General features: G+C 39.5%; 17 protein-coding genes. 4 read left to right on the plus strand and 13 right to left on the minus strand.

Annotated elements, in window-relative coordinates:
• Positions 1-4 precede the first annotated feature (4 nt).
• The gene (locus C4H12_RS07660; RefSeq protein WP_106098395.1) at positions 5-3199 is read right to left on the minus strand and encodes a TonB-dependent receptor; all 3195 of its coding nucleotides are present in this window, start codon (positions 3197-3199) and stop codon (positions 5-7) included.
• 339 nt (positions 3200-3538) lie between these two features.
• Between C4H12_RS07660 and pbpC the strand changes: the two genes are divergently transcribed.
• The 4 genes from pbpC to C4H12_RS07680 all read left to right on the plus strand — a co-directional run bounded on the left by pbpC (position 3539) and on the right by C4H12_RS07680 (position 9602).
• A complete protein-coding gene (gene pbpC, locus C4H12_RS07665; RefSeq protein ID WP_106098396.1) occupies positions 3539-5854 on the plus strand; it encodes a penicillin-binding protein 1C in 2316 nt (771 codons plus the stop codon).
• A 503-nt stretch (positions 5855-6357) separates the two neighbouring features.
• Complete coding sequence (gene tyrS, locus C4H12_RS07670; protein WP_106098397.1) at positions 6358-7653, plus strand: tyrosine--tRNA ligase; 1296 nt, start codon at positions 6358-6360, stop codon at positions 7651-7653.
• A gap of 60 nt (positions 7654-7713) precedes the next feature.
• Positions 7714-8964, plus strand: a complete 1251-nt coding sequence (locus C4H12_RS07675) for a WG repeat-containing protein (protein ID WP_106098398.1) — start codon at positions 7714-7716, stop codon at positions 8962-8964.
• Complete coding sequence (locus C4H12_RS07680; protein WP_106098399.1) at positions 8961-9602, plus strand: protein-L-isoaspartate(D-aspartate) O-methyltransferase; 642 nt, start codon at positions 8961-8963, stop codon at positions 9600-9602. The genes C4H12_RS07675 and C4H12_RS07680 overlap by 4 nt, the downstream gene beginning before the upstream one ends.
• A gap of 68 nt (positions 9603-9670) precedes the next feature.
• Here C4H12_RS07680 and C4H12_RS07685 read toward each other — a convergent pair whose 3' ends face one another.
• The 12 genes from C4H12_RS07685 to C4H12_RS07735 form a co-directional block, all read right to left on the minus strand.
• Positions 9671-12829 carry an efflux RND transporter permease subunit gene (locus tag C4H12_RS07685; RefSeq protein WP_106098400.1) on the minus strand — a complete coding sequence of 1053 codons (3159 nt, stop codon included), beginning with the start codon at positions 12827-12829 and terminating at the stop codon, positions 9671-9673.
• Positions 12830-12840: 11 nt separating this feature from the next.
• Entirely contained in the window at positions 12841-13590 is a 750-nt protein-coding gene (locus C4H12_RS07690) for an SDR family oxidoreductase (RefSeq protein WP_106098401.1), read from the minus strand.
• Between the two features lie 509 nt (positions 13591-14099).
• Positions 14100-14738, minus strand: a complete 639-nt coding sequence (locus C4H12_RS07695) for a Type 1 glutamine amidotransferase-like domain-containing protein (RefSeq protein ID WP_106098402.1) — start codon at positions 14736-14738, stop codon at positions 14100-14102.
• 120 nt (positions 14739-14858) lie between these two features.
• Positions 14859-15398, minus strand: a complete 540-nt coding sequence (locus tag C4H12_RS07700; protein WP_106098403.1) for an NAD(P)H-dependent oxidoreductase — start codon at positions 15396-15398, stop codon at positions 14859-14861.
• Between the two features lie 69 nt (positions 15399-15467).
• Entirely contained in the window at positions 15468-16205 is a 738-nt protein-coding gene (locus C4H12_RS07705) for a hypothetical protein (RefSeq protein WP_106098404.1), read from the minus strand.
• A 76-nt stretch (positions 16206-16281) separates the two neighbouring features.
• Entirely contained in the window at positions 16282-17016 is a 735-nt protein-coding gene (locus C4H12_RS07710; protein WP_106098405.1) for a hypothetical protein, read from the minus strand.
• 30 nt (positions 17017-17046) lie between these two features.
• Positions 17047-17796 carry a hypothetical protein gene (locus C4H12_RS07715; protein WP_106098406.1) on the minus strand — a complete coding sequence of 250 codons (750 nt, stop codon included), beginning with the start codon at positions 17794-17796 and terminating at the stop codon, positions 17047-17049.
• Positions 17797-18513: a GNAT family N-acetyltransferase gene (locus C4H12_RS07720; protein WP_106098407.1), complete on the minus strand. Its 717-nt coding sequence runs from the start codon at positions 18511-18513 to the stop codon at positions 17797-17799.
• 8 nt (positions 18514-18521) lie between these two features.
• Positions 18522-18752 carry a bacteriocin immunity protein gene (locus C4H12_RS07725; RefSeq protein ID WP_002665645.1) on the minus strand — a complete coding sequence of 77 codons (231 nt, stop codon included), beginning with the start codon at positions 18750-18752 and terminating at the stop codon, positions 18522-18524.
• 24 nt (positions 18753-18776) lie between these two features.
• Entirely contained in the window at positions 18777-19595 is an 819-nt protein-coding gene (locus C4H12_RS07730; protein WP_106098408.1) for a DNA alkylation repair protein, read from the minus strand.
• Positions 19596-19634: 39 nt separating this feature from the next.
• Entirely contained in the window at positions 19635-19787 is a 153-nt protein-coding gene (locus tag C4H12_RS13710; RefSeq protein ID WP_009412294.1) for a hypothetical protein, read from the minus strand.
• Positions 19768-20355 (minus strand): zeta toxin family protein, encoded by a 588-nt coding sequence (locus tag C4H12_RS07735; RefSeq protein WP_106098409.1) that lies wholly within the window; start codon positions 20353-20355, stop codon positions 19768-19770. The genes C4H12_RS13710 and C4H12_RS07735 overlap by 20 nt, the downstream gene beginning before the upstream one ends.
• Between the last annotated feature and the right edge of the window lie 76 nt (positions 20356-20431).

Genomic DNA, 20431 nt, shown 5'->3' on the forward strand with positions numbered 1-20431 from the left:
CTTTTTAGAAAGTTACACTTAAACCTGTTGAAACAACTCTTGAGAGTGGGTATAGTTTACCTTCTCCCCAAGCACCTCCGTTAGCTTCAGGGTCGAATATTTTAGAAAGTTTGGTAAAGGTAAATACATTATCAGCAGAAAGGTAGATACGCATATTATCAATACCGATAGTTTTCATTATATCTTTAGGGAAAGTATAACCTATTTGGATGTTTTTCAAACGTACATAAGAAGCATCTTGTATCCAACGAGTTTGTGTTTCAAAGTTCTTTCCTCCTCCGTCCATAGTAGGACGTGGGTAATAAGAATTTACATTAGGACCGAAAGGACTATCAGTATTTTCAGGACGGAAGTAATCTAAATGTTCTTTAAATCCTGCTGATTGCCATACGTTTTGGTTAGCACCTTTGAAATAAGGAGAGCCATTGAAAGTAAGCTCACGTTTTCCTGTACCTTGCCAGAACATACTAAAGTCTACATTTTTGTATTTCAATTCTAATTGTACACCAAAGTTGTAACGAGGGGTAGTGTTACCAATAACTTTTCTGTCGCCAGAATCATTTGAAGTTCCAGAACCTCCGTTAATTTTACCATCACCATTAAGGTCTTTATACATAATATCACCAGCAGCCCAGTTATTACCTAAAGCACTTTGATCATGAGTACGTAACCATTCGGTCATTTCTGCATCGGTTTTGGCGATACCTTCGGTTTCATATCCCCATATTTCACCCAAATATTGTCCTTCGCGGTAGGTACCTAATGAGTTGTTTTTATTTGGATATTTAGTAATTTTTTGGCGGCTATCGGTAAGGTTAGCGCTAATACCATAGCTAAAGTCTTCTCCTATCCTATCTTTCCAACTGGTAACAATTTCGAAACCATTTGACACCATATCTGTATTATTAATACGAGCGGGATCAGTACCTAATACAGAAGGCAATTCTGGAGCAGGTCCGACCATATTATAAGTTTTACGGCTAAACAATTCTAAAGTGAATTTTAAGCGATTGGTAAAAGCAGAAAGGTCGAAACCGGCATTCCAAGAAGCTACTTTTTCCCAAGTAAGAGAAGAAGCTACTAAACCTGGAACTTTTGCTGTATTAGTCTTATCACCTCTTAATAACCAGTTACCATTGTTAGTTCCAATATTCATTGTTTGATAGAATGGGTACCAACTATTTGTGTTTTGGTTACCTAACTCACCATAAGAAGCACGGAATTTAAATTCATTAACTGTTTCGCCAAACTTGCCTAGATGTTTCCAGAAGTTTTCTTTAGCAAGGTTCCAACCTACTGAAGCAGATGTAAATAGGTTCCAACGTTGGTCACGTAAGAAACGGCTAGTACCATCATAACGAGTATTGATTTCTAATAAGTATCTACCATCATAATTGTAGTTTAACCTTGCAAAGAAACCTGCTGTAGCCCAATGCTGATAGTCTCCACTTACATCGTCATTTTTACCTCCCGTAGTATTTAATGAGAGTGAGTTTATACTATACAATTCATCTCGGGAAGCAGAAAATTGACGTGTTTTTTGCAATTCAGATTGAAAACCTCCTAATAATGTAAAGGTATGTTGGTTTACTTGCTTAGTATACGAAGTATAAATATTGGTGTTGAAGAAGTTATAGCGAGATGCTGATTCACTTATTTTTGATTGCCCAGCTGGAGCAGAACCATCACGTGAAATAGCGATAGGCTCACCATGTAAACCATATTTGTAGATAGGCAAATAATACCAATTATTAAATACATCAGTAGTACGGTAGTTAAGCTCTACATTGGTAACCCAACCTTTTATAGGATTGAATACCAAAGCTAACTGTTGGGTAAGTTCATCGGTTTGTGTTTTATCACGACCTTCGTTAAGCTGAGCGATTTCGTTACCATTCATATAGTGCCCATTAGGATCTTTGAGTGGCAAAGTAGGCCAACGGCGAGCGATATTGTGGAAGAACAAACCACCTAAATAAGAAGAGCGAGAAAAATCTTTGCGAGAGAAGCGTGTGCTGTACTCTAACTTCAAGTAAGGAAGTATTTGTGAAGAGATTTTAGCATTGGCTGAATAGCGTCCTAACTTATCAGTATTATAACGGGTAAGACCTTCAACATCAAGCCAACCTAATGACACGTAATATTTTAATTTTTCATTACCGCCACGAGCACTGAAATTGTGTTCTTGTGAAGGAGCCGAAGTTCTGTAGAATTCTTTAAACCAGTCTACATTTGCCCAGCTTTGTTTGTAGTCATTCCAAGCTCCGGTACCATCTTTTCTTGGGTTCCAATCGGTAGCTGCTGTTAGGGTTCCTGCTTTGTAAGCTTTTATTTTCTCAAGGATATGAGGTTCAAATACAGGAGCGCCACCGTTATTTCTTTGAGCTTCGTTGAAATAGTAGGCAAAATCTTCTGAATCTAACATTTCGGGAATACCTATAGGAGAGCTAAGACGATAGTTGGTATTATAGTTCATTTCTACTCTACCTTCTCTACCTGATTTGGTAGTAATTAAAACTACCCCGAAAGCAGCACGAGAACCATAGATAGAAGCAGAAGCAGCATCTTTTAGTACAGAAATACTTTCGATATCTTGAGGGTTAAGAGTATTGATATCACCCTCCATACCATTGATAAGTATTAGTGGACTTGCATTAGATCCTGTACCGATAGTACCTGCCCCACGTATGTTAAAAGAGAGGGCATTATCTAGCTGACCACCTCCGTTTCCTACGGAGAAGTTAAGACCTGATACGTTCCCTTGTAGTGCTTGGGTTACGTTGTTCACAGGGCGGCTTTCTAAGGCCTTGGTATCTACCGAAGCAACCGCACCGGTTAAGTTTTCTTTTTTCTGAGTAGAAAAAGCTACTACGACCACTTCACTAAGTTGTTCAGTGTCTTCACCTAAAACTACATTAAGAGTAAGGGTTTTATTTGTACCACTTACTTTTTTAGACTGGGTAGCAAAACCCATAGAGCTAAACTCAAGCACATCACCGGCCTTGGCGGTAAGCTCATACTTACCATTATCATCGGTTGAAGTACCGTGCTTAGTTCCTTTTACTATTACCGAAGCACCAGGCAAAGGCATCTTTGCATCGTCGGTAACAGTACCTTTTACAGTGATTGTTTGTGCTACTGCTGTACTGAAACAACCTGCGAGCACAATTAAAATAAATGTTAAAAACTTTTCTTTCATAAGTTCGGTTCTTTATGATTTTCGGGGCAAAATTATGTAATAACTTTAAATTATACAAAATTTTTTAGTGTTTTTTTTATAATGAATCCATAACATAACGATTTTCAATAGTTTATACTAAGGGGTATGTTTTAGATTTTAGGTTTTAGGTGATAGGAGTTAGTGGATAAAGGGGTGTTATTTTAATATTATATACTACATTGTGTTAGATAGATGAACTTGCTTTGGCTGTAATACAAGTAACATACTTACAGTGCTAGGTGGCTGATTATGTAGAAAGTAGCTTTGAGTTTTGTGTTTTTTTACTAATTTTGCAGCGATAACCTTGTAAACTCTGAAATGAAAAAGCATCGTATTATTACTATCATTGTTTCGGCTTTGCTGGTGTGGTATATTTTCTGCTTGCCACGCGAGCTGTTCCCACAACCATACGCTACTGTACTGGAAAGTGCTGAAGGAAAGCTGCTGGGGGCTAAGATTGCTGATGATGGACAATGGCGTTTTCCTGAAATAGACAGCGTTCCGTACCGCTTTAAAATGTCGGTTTTGGAATTTGAAGATGCGCACTTTTACTACCATTGGGGTGTGAACCCTATATCGGTAGGGAAGGCTTTGTACCGAAATATTAAAAGTGGTAAAATAGAACGAGGAGGGAGTACCCTTACCCAACAGGTTATCAGGATTGCACGTGAACACCAACAACGCACTTACTTTGAAAAGGTAATTGAGATGATATGGGCTACACGATTGGAGTTTAGGTACTCCAAAGAAAGTATTTTAAAACTGTACGCCTCACACGCTCCTTTTGGGGGAAATGTGGTGGGACTGGAAATGGCTTCGTGGCGGTACTTTGGGGTTGCGCCTTATCAGTTATCGTGGGCACAATCGGCAACGCTGGCGGTGCTGCCTAATGCTCCGAGCCTTATCTTCCCTGGAAAAAACCAAGAGAGACTGCTGCAAAAACGCAATACCTTACTATATAAACTCTTCAGCAAAAAAATTATAGATAAGGAAACTTATGACTTGGCTTTGCTGGAACCCTTACCTGCTGAGCCTCACCCTATACCACAACTTGCCCCTCACCTACTGGCTTTTGCTACTAAAAAGCACGAAGGTGAGCGTATTGCCAGCTCGGTACAACTACCTTTGCAGGAGAAGCTAAACAGTATTATTTCGGGATATTACAGCCATTACCTGCAAACGGAAATATACAATATGGCTGCCCTTGTGGTGGATGTGAAAACACGCCAAGTGCTTGCCTACGTGGGGAACACGCCTACTGATGCTGAACACCAAAAGGATGTGGATATAGTGCAGGCCCCCAGAAGTACGGGCAGTGTGCTAAAGCCTTTGCTATACGCGGCTATGCTGCACGAGGGTGAACTATTACCCACCCAACTACTGCCGGATGTGCCTACCCAAATAGGGGGATATTCGCCTGAGAACTTCAGTAATAACTATGAAGGAGCTGTGGCTGCTGATGTAGCGCTGGCTAAATCATTAAACATACCTTTTGTATGGCTGCTGAAACAGTTCAGCACTTATAGGTTTTATGAGGTAGTGCAACATTTACAATTGAGACATATTAATAAACATCCTGACCATTACGGCTTATCAATCATACTGGGGGGGGCTGAGAGTTGCTTATGGGACTTGGTACAAGCGTATGCGAACTTGGCATCGGAAAATGAGGTATTTGCAGCTACCCAGCAGTATAGGGCGAAGGAATTTCAGCCTTTACAGTACACAAATACGGCTATTGATTTTGGAGAAAACACCCGTGCCTTACCTCCTTTGAGGGCTGGGGCTTTGTACAAGATGTTCAGTGCGATGAAAGAGGTGAACCGCCCTACGGATGATGTGGCGTGGCGGTATTACGAGTCGGCACGGAAAATAGCGTGGAAAACGGGTACCAGCTTTGGCAATAAAGATGCGTGGGCAATAGGAGCGACGCCTGAATATGTGGTAGGTGTATGGGTGGGTAATGCTACTGGTGAGGGAAGGCCTTCACTTACTGGAGCTTCGTATGCAGCGCCTGTGATGTTCAGTATTTTTAATGCGCTGCCGAGAACCTCTTGGTTTAAAGAGCCTTATGATGACCTTAGGCAGGTGGTGGTGTGCAGCCAGTCGGGGTATTTGGCTAAGGGTGAGTGCCCTAAAACGACTGTATTAAGCTGCCTTGCCCCTAAGGAAGTTGCGCAATGCCCTTACCACAAACTTGTACATTTAGACCCTACAGAGCAGTACCAAGTGAATGCTAATTGTGAGTCGGCACAAAATATTGTACATAAGGCGTGGTTTGTATTGCCTCCTGTGATGGAATGGTTTTATAAACAACAGCATATACACTACCAACCCCTTCCGCCCCTGCGTAGTGATTGCCAACAGAGTAATAGTGGGCGGAACTTGGATTTTGTATATCCGAAGCACCAAAATATTATTTACAGCACTAAGGCACTGGGAGGGGAACAGCAGCCTTTTGTGGCTAAAGCTGCTAACCGCCAAGGGAAGGTGTTTTGGTATTTAGACAATACTTTTTTGGGTACTACTGATGTTTTTCACGAGATGAATATTTTTGCCGAAAAAGGTAATCATACACTTCGTATTATTAATGAAAAAGGAGATGAGAGGGTGATTACGATTATTTGTAGGTAGGCGAAAAGGGAGGAGGAGTTAGGGGATAGGAGATGGGAAATAGGAGAAAAAAATAAGAATAATGTAAGAATTGGAGGATTTTGTTGCGAATTATGCAAAGGGAGGGTTTGGGATTGAAGAAGCTGGAAATCAGGGAGGTGAGGTCTTTCCTTCGTTTATAGTTCGTTTATAGTTCGTTATTCGTTCGTTCAACCTAAGGGATAGCTGTATGTTGCTTGGGGTGAAGCTGGGAGTGAAATAGGCTGATTATCAGGGAATAGATGAGAGATAAGAGGTAAAGGGGTGGGGGTAGGGAATTTTTGCATTATTCGCAATTTAAGGTAAGAGATAAGAAGTAAGAACTAAAAGTGTGGGGGAAGGAAGGGAGGTGGATTGGCAAAGCGAGGGTGTATTGTAAAAAAGAGTGTGTGATGTTTTTGCCTTTAAAAATGTTCATAATTTATTGTTAATTGATAATTGTTTTGTACCTTTGCACACTCATTGATTAATCATTAAGTAGTAAAATGAAGAATTTTATAGAAGAATTACGCTGGCGCGGTATGATTCAGGATATTATGCCCGAGACTGAAGAACACCTTATGGAAGGGTTGCGCGCTGCTTATGTGGGGATTGACCCTACTGCCGATTCATTACACATTGGGCACTTGGTGGGTGTGATGATGTTGCGCCATTTTCAGAACTGTGGTCATAAGCCTTATGCTCTTGTGGGAGGTGCTACTGGTATGATTGGAGACCCTTCGGGGAAATCGGTAGAACGCAACTTACTTACTGAAGAGGTTTTGGCTCATAATATTGCGGGTATAAAGAAACAGCTTGCTAAGTTTTTGAACTTTGAGAGTGAGGCTGCGAATCGTGCTGAATTGGTGAATAATTATGACTGGATGAAGAACTTTTCATTCTTATCGTTTATACGTGATATTGGGAAACATATTACGGTAAACTATATGATGGCTAAGGACTCGGTTAAGAAGCGTTTTGACCCTAATGAGAATACGGATGGGATGTCGTTCACGGAGTTTTCATACCAGCTGTTACAAGGGTATGATTTCTTACATCTGTATAGAGAAAAGGGACTTACCTTACAGATGGGGGGATCAGACCAATGGGGTAACATTACTACTGGTACTGAGCTTATTAGGCGTATAGCAGGGGGTAAAGCGTATGCCCTTACTTGTCCGCTAATAACTAAAGCTGATGGTACTAAATTTGGCAAGAGTGAGGGAGGTAATGTATGGCTTGATCCTGAGAAGACATCGCCTTATAAGTTTTACCAATATTGGATAAACACTTCGGATGCTGATGCACAGAGATATATCAAGATTTTCACGATGCTAAGCAAAGAAGAGATAGAAAAACTAATTGCTACACATACAGAAGCGCCGCATTTGCGTGTATTACAAAACAAATTGGCCGAAGAGCTTACTATCTTAGTTCACGGACGTGAGGAATTAGAAAAAGCGCAACAAGCCTCACAAATATTGTTTGGTAATTCGACCTCAGCAGACTTGAGGAACCTTGATGAAAAAACGTTTTTGGAAGTATTTGACGGAGTGCCACAAGCTGAAGTAGCTGCTGCTGATATAGCTAATGGTTTGGATATGATTGGTATCCTTTCGGCTAAAACAGGCTTTATAGCTTCTAACTCGGAAGCGAGAAGGGCTCTTAAGGAGAACTCAATCTCGGTAAATAAAGAAAAAGTAGCTGAAGACTATAAAATAGGAGAAAAAGACCTTGTAGATGATAAATTTATTTTATTACAACGAGGCAAAAAGAACTATTTTATAGTGAAAAAGGTATAAGAAATATCGACCCCCCTCTTCTTAAAAAAGAGGGGGCTGCTTTAAAACTTATCAAGAGATATGAAAAGACTCATACTCCTTTTGCTTATCGGTATATGCCTTACTTCTTGCCGCAGCCCTATGGATATGCAACAAGTAAGTGGGGTGGATTTTTATGCTTTTGCTGATAGTATAAGAGGTAGGAGTAGTGAGCTTTTTCCTCTATTGTATAAAGATATAGAGCCTAAAAACTATGAATATCTGAACTTCAAAATGCATTTTGAAGGGCGGTACTTACATCTTACTTATGATAAGATACAAGATTCGGTACTGACTACTGAAACTAAAGTATTTAAAGGAAAATGGCGGAAAAGAGGATGGAAATATGTACAAGATAGAATTATATTACCTTTTTTTCCTTTCTTGGTGGTAGAAGGTGTGGATAAAGTATATATCAAACCTAAGGCAGAAGGGGTTTTGGAAATGTATAAATATGCGCGCGAATGGGGATTTTCAATACCTTTTTTTAGCTGGGGAGGAGATTCATACAACTATACTTTAACTTTTAAACCTAAAGAAAAAATATACCCTTCAGCTGTTTTTTATGACAATAAGCGATTGGGATTACTACAAGGGGATAAGGTATTATTACCTGCTGAATACAGTGAGATGAGTGTATTTAAAGAAGGGGTATCGCGTGTGAGAAAAGATAGTCTTTGGGGTATTATCAGTGCAAAAGGTGAAGAACTTACTCCGCTACAATACAATGAAATAATATACAATGAATGCTATAATATACCTTCATTTTTTATGGTAAAAAAAGATAACCTTTGGGGTGTAATAGGACTGAAAGGTGAAGAGCTATTACCTACCAAATATGAACACTTAGAGTATATTTATCCGGCTTCACTTATTGCATCAAAAGACAGTTTATGGGGGATTATTGATATAAATAGTAAAGTAGAAATACTGCCCTTCCAATATGACCATATAAAGAGAAGTTATAGAGGGTATACATTAGAAAAGGGCGGTAAAATAGGTTTTTTGAGCAGGAATAGCAAGGAAAATTGGTTTATACCCCCTGAATACACTAAGATTGATGACAATACATTGGACTTAGATATGGCTTTGGTATACAAAGGTACTACCCCTTATTTTGTAGATAAAGAAGGAAATGAATATGATGCTTTAGAGAACAAAGTAAGTAAGATGGATAAGTTTTTGGGCTATCCACAGCGCGAAAATGAGGTACAAGTAAAGGATGGTTATTATCTATTACCTAACCTTAAAACCAAACGCCTTATAAGAACTGATGAACTAACAAAACAATGATAGATACTCTAAAACACCAAGGATTACGCAACCAGTTAGTGGAACTACTAAAAAAGAAAGGTATAAAAAACGAACAAGTATTGGAGGCTATTAGAGCTATACCACGCCACCTTTTTATGGATAGCAGTTTTGAAGATCACGCCTATCAAGACAAAGCTTTCCCAATAGGTGAAGGACAAACTATTTCACAGCCTTATACTGTAGCTTTTCAAACTGAACTATTACAAGTGGCTCCGTACCAAAAAGTATTGGAAATAGGTACTGGTAGTGGCTACCAAGCTAGTATATTACTGTATTTAGGAGTACAACTATACACTATTGAACGACAACAAAAACTCTTTAAACAAACACAACAATTCTTACCAAAGTTACTGAATAGACCTGTACAAATGTACTTTGGCGATGGCTATAAAGGCTTGCCTCAACAAGCTCCTTTTCATCGTATTTTAGTAACAGCAGGGGCTCCATACGTTCCTACTGACCTTTTATCTCAATTGGCTATAGGTGGACGGATGGTAATACCAGTGGGTAATGACACCCAAATTATGACCCTCTATGAACGTGTGAGCGACAAAGAGTTTCATAAAACTGAATATGGAGACTTCCAGTTTGTACCTATGCTACCAGAAAGAAATTAGCTTAATACAAAAAGAGCGGCATTCTGTAAAAGGAATGCCGCTCTTTTTTTGTATTATAAAATTTGTGTTTAGTAATTATCAGTAGGTTCTATAAATATCTCTTCTTTTTCTTTATGTCCACCAATACCCTCTTGTATTGCTTGGAAAAATACAAAGAGTACTGGGATAACAATCAGCCCAAAGAAAGTACCAATAAGCTGACCTATAGCAGCTCCTGTTGCTACCGAACGGTTACCTGCTGCTCCTACTCCTGAGGCAAACACTAAAGGCATCAAACCTACTATGAAAGCAAAGGATGTCATTAGAATAGGACGCAAACGTGCCATAGCGGCATTAATAGCTGCCTTAGAAAGGCTTTCTCCCATACGGCGGCGTTGCACTGCAAATTCTACAATCAAAATAGCGTTTTTAGCCAAAAGACCTATCAGCATAATCAGAGAAATTTGGAAATAGATATTGTTTTCCAAACCAAAAAGCCACTGACCTAAATATGCTCCAAAAATACCAAAAGGTAAAGAGAATAACACTGATAACGGCAAAATATAACTTTCATACTGTGCCGATAGAATAAAGTATGTAAATACCAAACTGAGTAAGAAAATAAGAATAGTTTGCGAACCCGAATTTTGTTCTTCGCGCGTTAAACCTGTATAATCAATACTATAATTGCTATTCAAGCTTTGAGCTGCTACTTCTTCTACTGCTTTTATGGCGTCTCCTGTACTATAAGCAGGGTTATTCTGAGCCGAAATAGCTACCGATGTAAACAAATTATAACGACTAAGTGATTGTGCCCCAAAAGTACGCTCTAAAGTTACAAATTCTGATATAGGAGCCATCTCGCCATTGCTTGTTTTTACATACAAACTATTAAGACTATTAATATCTTTACGCGCATTAGGTAATGCCTGCACCATTACACGGTACTGCTTACCATAGAGGGTAAAATCCGTTGCATAAAAACCTCCTATATAATTCTGCAAAGTAGAAAGTATAGTACTTACAGTAATACCCGACTGCATAGTGCGCTCCACATTAATATCCATTTGGTATTGTGGGTAATTCACATTAAAAGAAGTTTGCGCAAACTGTATCTCAGGCCTTTTAGATAAAGCTTCTAAAAACGTTTGAACATCAGCATTTACCTGGCTTAGTTCACTTCCCGACTTATCTAATAACACAAATGATACTCCTCCCCCTACACCAAAACCAGGCACTGAAGATGGTTGAAAGAAAATCACATTAGCATCTTTAATAGTAGAAGCCACTCCAAAAGCCTTCTGTATAATAGTAGTTATATCTTCTCCTTGCTGCTTTGATCGTTCTTCGAAAGGTTTCAGTTTTAAGAAGCCCATACCGTTATTACTACCTTCACCCGACAGCATACCACGTCCTGTTATAAGAGTTACGTTTTCAACACCAGCAATGCCTGATAGTTTTTCATTCATTTCTCGCATTACATTAGCTACACGTTCCATTGAGGCACCTGGTATCATCTCCGCATTTATCATCACAAAGCCTTGGTCTTCATTAGGCACAAATCCCGATTTCATCTGTCTATTAGCATAATAAATACCTCCTCCAGCTAAAATCAACATCAGTAATGTCACCCATTTATGTCGAAGAAAGAAAGTAAAAGTCTGCCCATATTTACGAGTTGCTGCATTAAAAGCTATATTAAACTTATGAAAGAACTTCCCTACAAATGTCTTCTCTTCATACTCCTTGTCCCCGTGTGGTTTCAAGAAAAGAGAGCACAGTACCGGACTCAAAGTGAGCGCATTAATCGCCGAAATAGCTATTGCTACAATAAGCGTTACTCCAAACTGTTTATAAAACACCCCTGTTGTTCCTCCCATAAAGGTTACTGGCACAAATACCGCTGCCATCACAAGGGTTATAGAAATGATAGCCCCTGTAATCTCATTCATTGCCGAAATAGTAGCTGGTTTGGCTCTCTCGTGCGTTTGTTCCATTTTGGCGTGTACTGCCTCCACTACCACTATGGCATCATCCACTACTATACCTATCGCTAGCACCAAGGCAAAAAGAGTAAGCATATTGATAGAATAACCAAAGAGGTATAGAAAGAAGAAAGTACCTACAATAGATACCGGCACCGCAATAGCAGGAATAAGCGTCGACCTAAAGTCTTGCAAGAAAATATACACCACCAAGAACACCAACAAGAACGCCTCTAAAAGAGTCGATACTACTTTAGAAATCGCCGCATCCAAGAAGGTATTAGCATTGTAGTTGATAGTATAAGTAATCCCTTCTGGTAAGGTTTCCTCTGTTGTTTTTAGGTACTTTTCAACATTCTGAATAATCTCATGAGCGTTAGAGCCTGGTGTTTGCGAAATACCAATAGCCACTGCTGGTCTACCTTTACTTTCCGAAAAGCCAGTGTAACTTAAGGCATCAAGCTCTATCTTTGCCACATCCTTCAAGCGCAATATGCGCCCTCCTTCAACAGATTTAATTACTATATTCTCATATTCCGAAACTTCTTTGTATTTCCCTTTGTATTTAATCACATACTCATAGCTACTACCACTATTTTGCCCCAAAGTACCAGCCGCTGCTTCCCTACTTTGTGCCGAAATAGCCGCTGTCACCTCTGTAGGAATCAGCTTATAGGCTTGCATCTTTTGCGGGTCAAGCCACACTCTCATTGAGTAGTTCTTCCCTCCAAAAACAGAGGCATCCCCTACTCCACTAATGCGCTTCAATGCTGGTATTACATTTATGTTCAAATAGTTCTGTAAGAAAACATCATCTAACTCTTTGTTATCCGAAAAGAAAGTCAAAAACATCAAGTTACCAGAGTTCTGCTTGCGCACCGTTACCCCCGCTTGGGTTACTTCCGAAGGCAACAAAGCATTCGCCCGTGATACAGCATTCTGCACGTTCACCGCAGCTATATCTCCATTGGTACCCTGCTTAAAATACACCGTAATATTAGCAGCCCCACTGTTCGAAGCCGAAGAAGATATATAATCCATATTCTCCACCCCGTTCACTTGCTCCTCAATAGGAATCACTACCGATTTTAACACCGTCTCAGCATTAGCTCCCCCATAGTTAGCACTAATTGATACCGTTACAGGGGCAATATCCGGATACTGCGAAATAGGTAATGATATAATCCCCAATACCCCCAAAATAACTATCATAATCGATATTACTGTTGATAGTACTGGTCTATTAATAAAACTCTTAATCATAAGTTATTTATTTAAAATTCTTGTTTCGTAGGCCGTAGGGTAATCTCATTAATCGCTACATCTTCAGGTTGTTCTATCGCATAAGCAATAGCTCTTGCTACCGATTCCGCCGATATTTCATACTCCTTGTAAAAAGCTTGGATACCAGCACTCGATTCTGGGTCTGAACTCCCGTATTTCAACTCACTCTCCACCGCACCAGGGCAAAGCGTCGTTACTCTAATATTATGCTTAGCCTCTTCTATACGCAGCCCCTCACTTATCGCTCTCACAGCAAACTTTGTAGCACTATACACCGTACCCCTACCCGATGCTACCCGCAAGCCCGCTACCGACGATAGGTTAATAATATGCCCCCCTCCTTGTTCCTTCATCACCGGCAGTACCGATGCTATTCCATATAACACCCCCTTAATGTTGATGTCTATCATCCTATCCCACTCCTCTACTTTCAGCCTCTCCAAAGGCGCTTGTGCCATTAATCCAGCATTGTTCACCAGCACATCTATCCGCCCATAAGCCTTCAGCGTTTCCTGTGCCAAGCGCTCCAAATCCTCCCGCTTAGTCACATCACACTCCACAGCAAGGGCTCTGCCCCCTTCTCTTGTAATGCGGTCTACCAATGTATCTAATCTATCCTTACGGCGCGCCGCCGCTATAATAATAGCACCATATTTAGCCAAATGTAACGCAGCAGTCTCTCCAAGCCCGCTACTAGCGCCTGTGATAATCACAACCTTATTTTCTATATTCTTTTTCATTATATGTATGTTATAAATTGTTTTTTTTATTGAATTATATCCACCCCTCCCCAAAATAATCAAACTATATGTTTAAAATCCCCTAATAATAGCTTATACCAAGCTCCCTCTTAATATCTCTCCTTTTATGTCTTGTTTTTTACGAAAAATTCATCTATTTCCCATTTTTATTGCCAATATCTCAAAAATTACCACCCCCCATCATCTTGCCTCTTACCCCTTACCTTTTACCTGATAATCAGCCCTTTCCGCCCTACCCTCTTACTTCTTACCCCTTGTCTTTTACCTACTTTGAACGAACCTATAACGAACTATAAACGAACTATAAACGAAGGATAGGCAAGAGAAAGCCGTAACCCTACTGATTATCAGTCGTTTTATTAGCGAACCTTCTCTTTGCGAAAATCACAACAAATCCCCCAAAACATTACATTTTTCTCATTTCCCAAGCACCATTTATTAGCCTCTATATATAAGTATCAACGTCTCACCAATCTTATTGCCTTTTACTATTTCTTAGCTACCCGCTTAGGTTTTTCAAGTGTTTTAATTTCATTACCTAAAACCGTAATTACCTGATTGTTAGAAATAGGTCGCAAATCTATTTTTGGTGAATAGTCATTTACTATTTTTTGAGTAACTTCCTTAAAAGGAAAGTTCAAATAATGAGGCAAAAAATAAAAATCTACCAAATGCAAACCCGAATATTCTGTGAGTTCAGGAGCCTTCCTCATCTCATCCATATCCCCAACAAATTCAATAGTAGGAGAAACGATAATAGAACCTGCCGAAGTACCTATGTACAACTTTCCGTTATTAATTTGTTCTATAAGTAGCTTGTCAGCTCCTTTCTTTTTCAATTCCTGCATTAGGTAGAATGTATTCCCTCCAGAAATGAAAATATAATCATTCCGCTCTAATGCTGTCGCTATTTCTTCGGTTGTAGCGGCAGAAATCTCTAATTCTTCTATGATAAGACCTAATTTTTCAAAGGCTTTTCTATCGTCATCTACATAAAAACGCACTTTTTCTACCAAACTTGCTGTTGGGATAAAAGCCAATTTTTTCCCTTTTACGGGTTCACCTGCAAAATCTTCAAACAATTTTGTTACTGAACTGAACGATGAGGTTAAAAATAATCTTTTCATTTGTAATAATAATTGCTGTTATTGGATAATTCAGACGGGGCTGACCTGTCGGACGAGTCGGACGAGGGAGACACGAGCTGCAAGTCAGTACTAAAGGAGAGCTTTAGAAAAATATGTTAACTATTGTTTGGCAAATTCCTCTAAAAACTGCTTGTACAGCGGTACACTTCTCTCAATCCATTCGGTTGTACTGTTCAGCTCGATGCCGTAATAGGCAAAAAACGGACGATAATCGGCGTGAATGTATTCAAACGTGAGTTCAAAAGGGCGTAACAATTCCTTAAGGGTGTATTTATATTTTTCGTTATGCGCATATTCACGCTCATCAATACCTGCCGAAATGGCAAGCGTTACCTTTTTGCCACCTACTTTATAACCGCTTTTGCTTCCGTAAGCCCAACCGTAGGTAAGGACTTCGTCTTGCCATTTCTTTAACAATGGGGGCATACTAAACCAATAGAGCGGAAACTGAAATACAATGTGGTCGTACTGCTCTATCAGTTGTTGTTCCTTCCTAACGTCGATATGTTCGTCGGGATATGCTTTGTACAACTGATGTATGGTATATTGCTCTGGGTATTTCTCGAGCTCCTCAATCCAACGTTTGTTGATGAGAGAATCCTCTATATGAGGGTGTGTTACTATAATGAGTGTTTTCATTTGATACGAGCCGCACGGGCAATTAATAATTTAATTAAATTGTTAATATATTTAAATTGCTTAATCAATTTACGAATAATCAAAAGTATATAACACGATACGGCTTACAGGCTCGTACATCATAATAATATTGTCGCCAGCCCCTACCCAGTCGTAAGCCCCTGTTTCAGCTACGAGATAGAATGGGTTTCCTTGGTAAGAAATATCAAACACTACATCATCATCATCCTTTCCGTCTTCTATTTTCATTTCAAAAGCCTTTGGATATTCCTCCTCTTCAATGGTGGAACACCAGTTGCCATACTCAAGTTCTCCTCCTAAAATCTCCAAAAATGTTTTTCTATTGAGTTCGCCCTTATATTCAGGGTAACGCACATTCACCAAAGTACCATATTTAGCTACATTTTCCTTACTCTTTTCATAGTTATCAGCCATTTCTTGTATGGCTTCCTCTTCTTCAGAATCAAAATCCCAGTTATGAATAGCAGTTCGCTCAAAATATCCTTCCTTCCCTAAGAACTCAAACTTATTATCGTCAGTTAGGCGGAAAGCCAACCAGTTAGGTGCCGTATATTCGTTGTGATATTTGGTGGTATTATCGCCTATATAACCCTCGTAAGGCTCAAACGGACACAGCATATACACCTTTTGTCCTGCCCATTCAGGGGTTATTTCGGCTAAATCAATACTCATCAGGGGCAGAAAATGATTTTTGAGCCATTGTTGTTCTTTTACAAAAATGTCTTCTGCCTTAGGGAACGCCTGCAAATGGTCGTTCAATTCTTGAATTTCTTCTCTTGCTGTCATAAAGATAATTATTTTAAGGTTTCTAAATTTGGGGCGAATAGTTATTCGCCCCTACACATACTACAAAGCGATGCTACTAATAATCGAAAGTAAATAGCACGATACGGCTTACAGGCTCGTACAACATAATGATATAGCCACCAGAACCCACCCAGTCGTAAGCCCCTGTTTCAGCTACGAGATAGAATGGGTTTCCTTGGTAAGAAATGTCAAACACTGCCTCTTCATCACCCTTTCCGTATTGTATTTTCATTTCAAAAGCCTTTGGATATTCCTTCCTTTCAATGCTGGAACTCCAGTTACCGTACTCTATCTCTCCTCCCAATCTTTCTAAATAGTTTTTCTTATTCAGCTTACCTTTACGTTCGGGATTTTGCAAATTCACCAATGCACCGTATTTATCAAAATTTGCTTTATATTTCTCATAGAATTGCTGCATTTTTTGAAATTCTTTTTCCATTTCAGAGTTAAAATCCCAGTTATGAATAGCAGTTCTCCAAAAATATCCTTCCTTGCCGAGGAACTCGAACTTATTATCATCAGTTAAGCGGAAAGCCAACCAGTTGGGCGCGGTATATTCGTTGTGATACTCAGTGGTATTATTGCCGATATAGCCATCGTAAGGCTCAAAAGGACAAATCATATATACCTTTTGCCCTGCCCATTCAGGGGTTATTTCGGCTAAATCGATACTCATCAGGGGCAAAAAATGATTTTTAAGCCATTGTTGCTCTTTTACAAAAATATCTTCTGCTTTTGGGAACGCCTGCAAATGGTCGTTCAATTCTTTAATTTCTTCTCTTGTTGTCATTGTGTTTTTATATTAATTAATTTATTTTTCTTACGAATAATCAAAAGTGAATAGCACGATACGGCTTACAGGTTCATAAAGCATAATGATACCATCTATATACCCCCCACACCAATTATAACTTGCGGTATCTGCAATAAAGTAAAATGGATTTCCTTGATAAGAAATAGAAACCACTGTATCATCAATATCTTCATTTGTTTGTACTTCCATCTCAAAAGCCTTTGGATATATACCATCTTCTACATCACAAGTCCAATTAGCATATTGTATCTCTCCTCCCAATCTATCTAAAAGATTACCTTTATGTATGTTGCCTTCTTTATCTTTATAACTCCTTGAGGGAATATAACCATATTCGGCAAAACCTTCCTTGTTTTGAAGGTACTTTTCTTTCATTTTTTGAAATTCTTTTTCCATTTCAGAATCAAAATCCCAATGGTGAATAGCTGTACGTTTAAAATATCCTTCTTCTCCCAAAAATATATAACGATTATCATCTGTAAGCTTAAAAGTAAGCCAATTAATAGAAGTATAATCATTATGATACTCTAATGTACCTTCGCCTAACAATTCTACAGGAGGAGGTTCTATTGGGCTTATCACTGTAAGACATTGCCCTGCCCATTCCTTATTTAATACTGCCAAATCAATACTAATAAGCGGAACAAAATGCGCTGTAAGCCAACGTTGTTCTTCTGTGAATAAAGCATCTAAAGAAGGGTAAACTTCCAAGTGCTTGCCTAAGGTTTGTATATTCTTCTTACTTTTTAACTTCATCTATTCTTCTGCCAATTCTCTCAACATCTTCAAAGACTTCTGTTGCTTACCCTGCGAGTCGAAATTCTCAGGGGAGAGCCATTGCTCAAGAGCGCGTTTGTTAGCTTCCCATTCCTTATCTATCATAGCAAACCAAGCGGTGTCTCGCGAACGCCCTTTGTAAACCACTGCCTGCCTGAATGTACCCTCATATACAAAGCCCAAGCGCTCTGCAGCACGACGCGAAGGTTCATTAAGGCTGTCACACTTCCATTCGTAACGCCTGTATTGAAGGACTTCAAACACATATTTTGCCAACAAAAACTGTGCTTCTGTAGCCATACACGTACGCTGTAAAGCCGGCGAATAGTTCACCCACCCCACTTCTATCACTCTGTTTTTAGGGTCTATACGCATTAGGGCAAGCGTACCCACTGCTTTTCGCGTTTGCTTATCTACAATCGTCAGAAAATAAGGGTCGGCAGAGGCTTCCTGCTTGGTGAGTAAAGCGTGCAACTCCTCTTTGTTCTTTGCAGGAGCTATAGATAAATAAGTCCAATCGGGCATCACAGCATTGGCTTCCAAATAGAAATCACTCAAATCGTCTAAGTGTTTGGCTACCGAAAGAGGTTCCAACAGACAATAATTTCCCTCTAAGAGGGTTATATGAGGGGTTGCTCCTACTGAAAAATTAGGTAATGCATCCCCTATGGGTTGATTGTATTGGTTTGTGTTCATTGTTTGTTTTAGATAATCGGTTGATACGCCAAGCATTTGTCTACTACTTCCTCGACGGTGGGGTCGTAGGAGGAAATATCCATAGTGCGGGCGTTGTAGTTTTCCGGATAGAAGAATAATGAACTGCCCTCGGGGTGAGGTACATTGCGATCGAAGCGCTCCATTAGCTCCTCTTGGCGATCGTCATCGGTTTCTTCTATGATTTGGTTCCCTAATTGTATGAGTTCTTCTCGGGTCATTCGGTAAAAAAATAAGTTTTTATACTATTTAGAGGCAAGGGTTCTCAGTGCCTTTTTTACAATATATTTGGTTTCTTTGGTAGGGCTTTCGCGTTCCCAACGATCACAAAGAGCTGTTACGAAATCAGGGCGGGTTTTGCTGGCATCATTCAGCCAGTTCCCTACGCTATCTTGCACATACTTTGCCTTGTCGGACTTCAATTTATCTAATATAGGCAAATACACCTCTGGTTTTTCTTTCAAGGCTTCTATATGAGCACACCAAACACCCCGCGGGCGCAAGGCTTCTGTACTAAACCTGCGGATATTCTCATCTTCACTTTCTGCCCAATGGGAAAGAAAAGCAATGGAAAAGTCTAAATGCTCGCTCATTTCGGGGCGTAATGCCATCCAAATAATCTCACGAACGCCAAAATGACTATCGGCTACCAAAGGTTTTAGTTTGTGTAGCTTATCTTCTAAAGGAATTTCGGTATGCAAAGCCACCAAATAACAAGCATAACAGCGTACAGAATCGGATAAGTGCGTGCTGATTTGCTTAAACAAAGGCTCATAAAGGTCAGTATTTGCATATTTTTCGTATAACAATGCCCCTATGAGCTTAATTGTATTCATTGTAGAAGGTTTCTTTTGCTGATTGATCTGGCAAACCAACTCTTCAATGATATTTTTATCAATCCCCAAAGTAGGAAAAACAGATTTTACCAGCTGTGAATGGTCTACAGCCAGCCATTCGGTAAGGTTTACCGTTTCTATACGCCCCGCATTTAATAGCGAAAGCACTTCGGAAGGTATATCTACTGCCTTTTGAGCTCCTTTTCTGTTTTTGATTTCTTCGGTCATAAACTTAATTAATGTGTTAATTGATACTTTTGCTAATTCTTATGGTGTGATAGTAACGATTTTTCCCTCGCGGCGCACTACAATCTTTTGATTATTCTTGCGTTTTTGGGCAATCATTCGCTCATAAGCAAGAGATAAACCTTTTAAAAGTTTCTCTTCTAATATGTCTTTTTTAACTTCTTTCTTTTTCATAGCTGTTTTTCATTTGATTATAGAGGTCTGTATTATAAATTATTTCTTTCCCTCCTTTGTATTTCTTTGCAATAGGAGTACGTTCTCCCTCTGAATTATCAAATATATAACAAATATCTACCATATCCATATAGATAGCAAAGAGATTAGCAATCCCGTTATGATACCTTCTTTCAATGGTTTGAGAGGGAATGCTATGTCCTCCTTCGGAAACGCGCTGAGCGACCCGCTTTTTAGCCATATTGGGCGAGTCCAACCAAAAGAACAACAGGGTAACCTCATAGCCATTGGCTTGCGCCCATTCTATTTTTTGCTTATAGCTTTTAGTAGCCAAAGTAGTTTCAAAGGCAAAAGTTTCGCCTTTTTGCAATAGTTCATCCATACGAGCGAGCATTATTCTACCGGCTTGCATAGCTACACTTTCGGGCTGGAAAGGCGATAACCCCTTGGCGATCTCGTCGGCATTGATAAACTCTTTGCAGTCGAGTACTTCGGGCAAAATGGTAAAGGAAGCGGTGGTTTTTCCCGCGCCATTACAACCTGCTATGATATAAAGTTGTTTGCTCATTCTGTTGTGTTTATATATTGGCTATATATATTCTTCAAATTTTCCTGACCGCAAAGCTGTTGTGCTACATTTACTC

This window comes from Capnocytophaga sp. oral taxon 878, from assembly GCF_002999135.1.
Classification (GTDB): Bacteria; Bacteroidota; Bacteroidia; order Flavobacteriales; family Flavobacteriaceae; genus Capnocytophaga.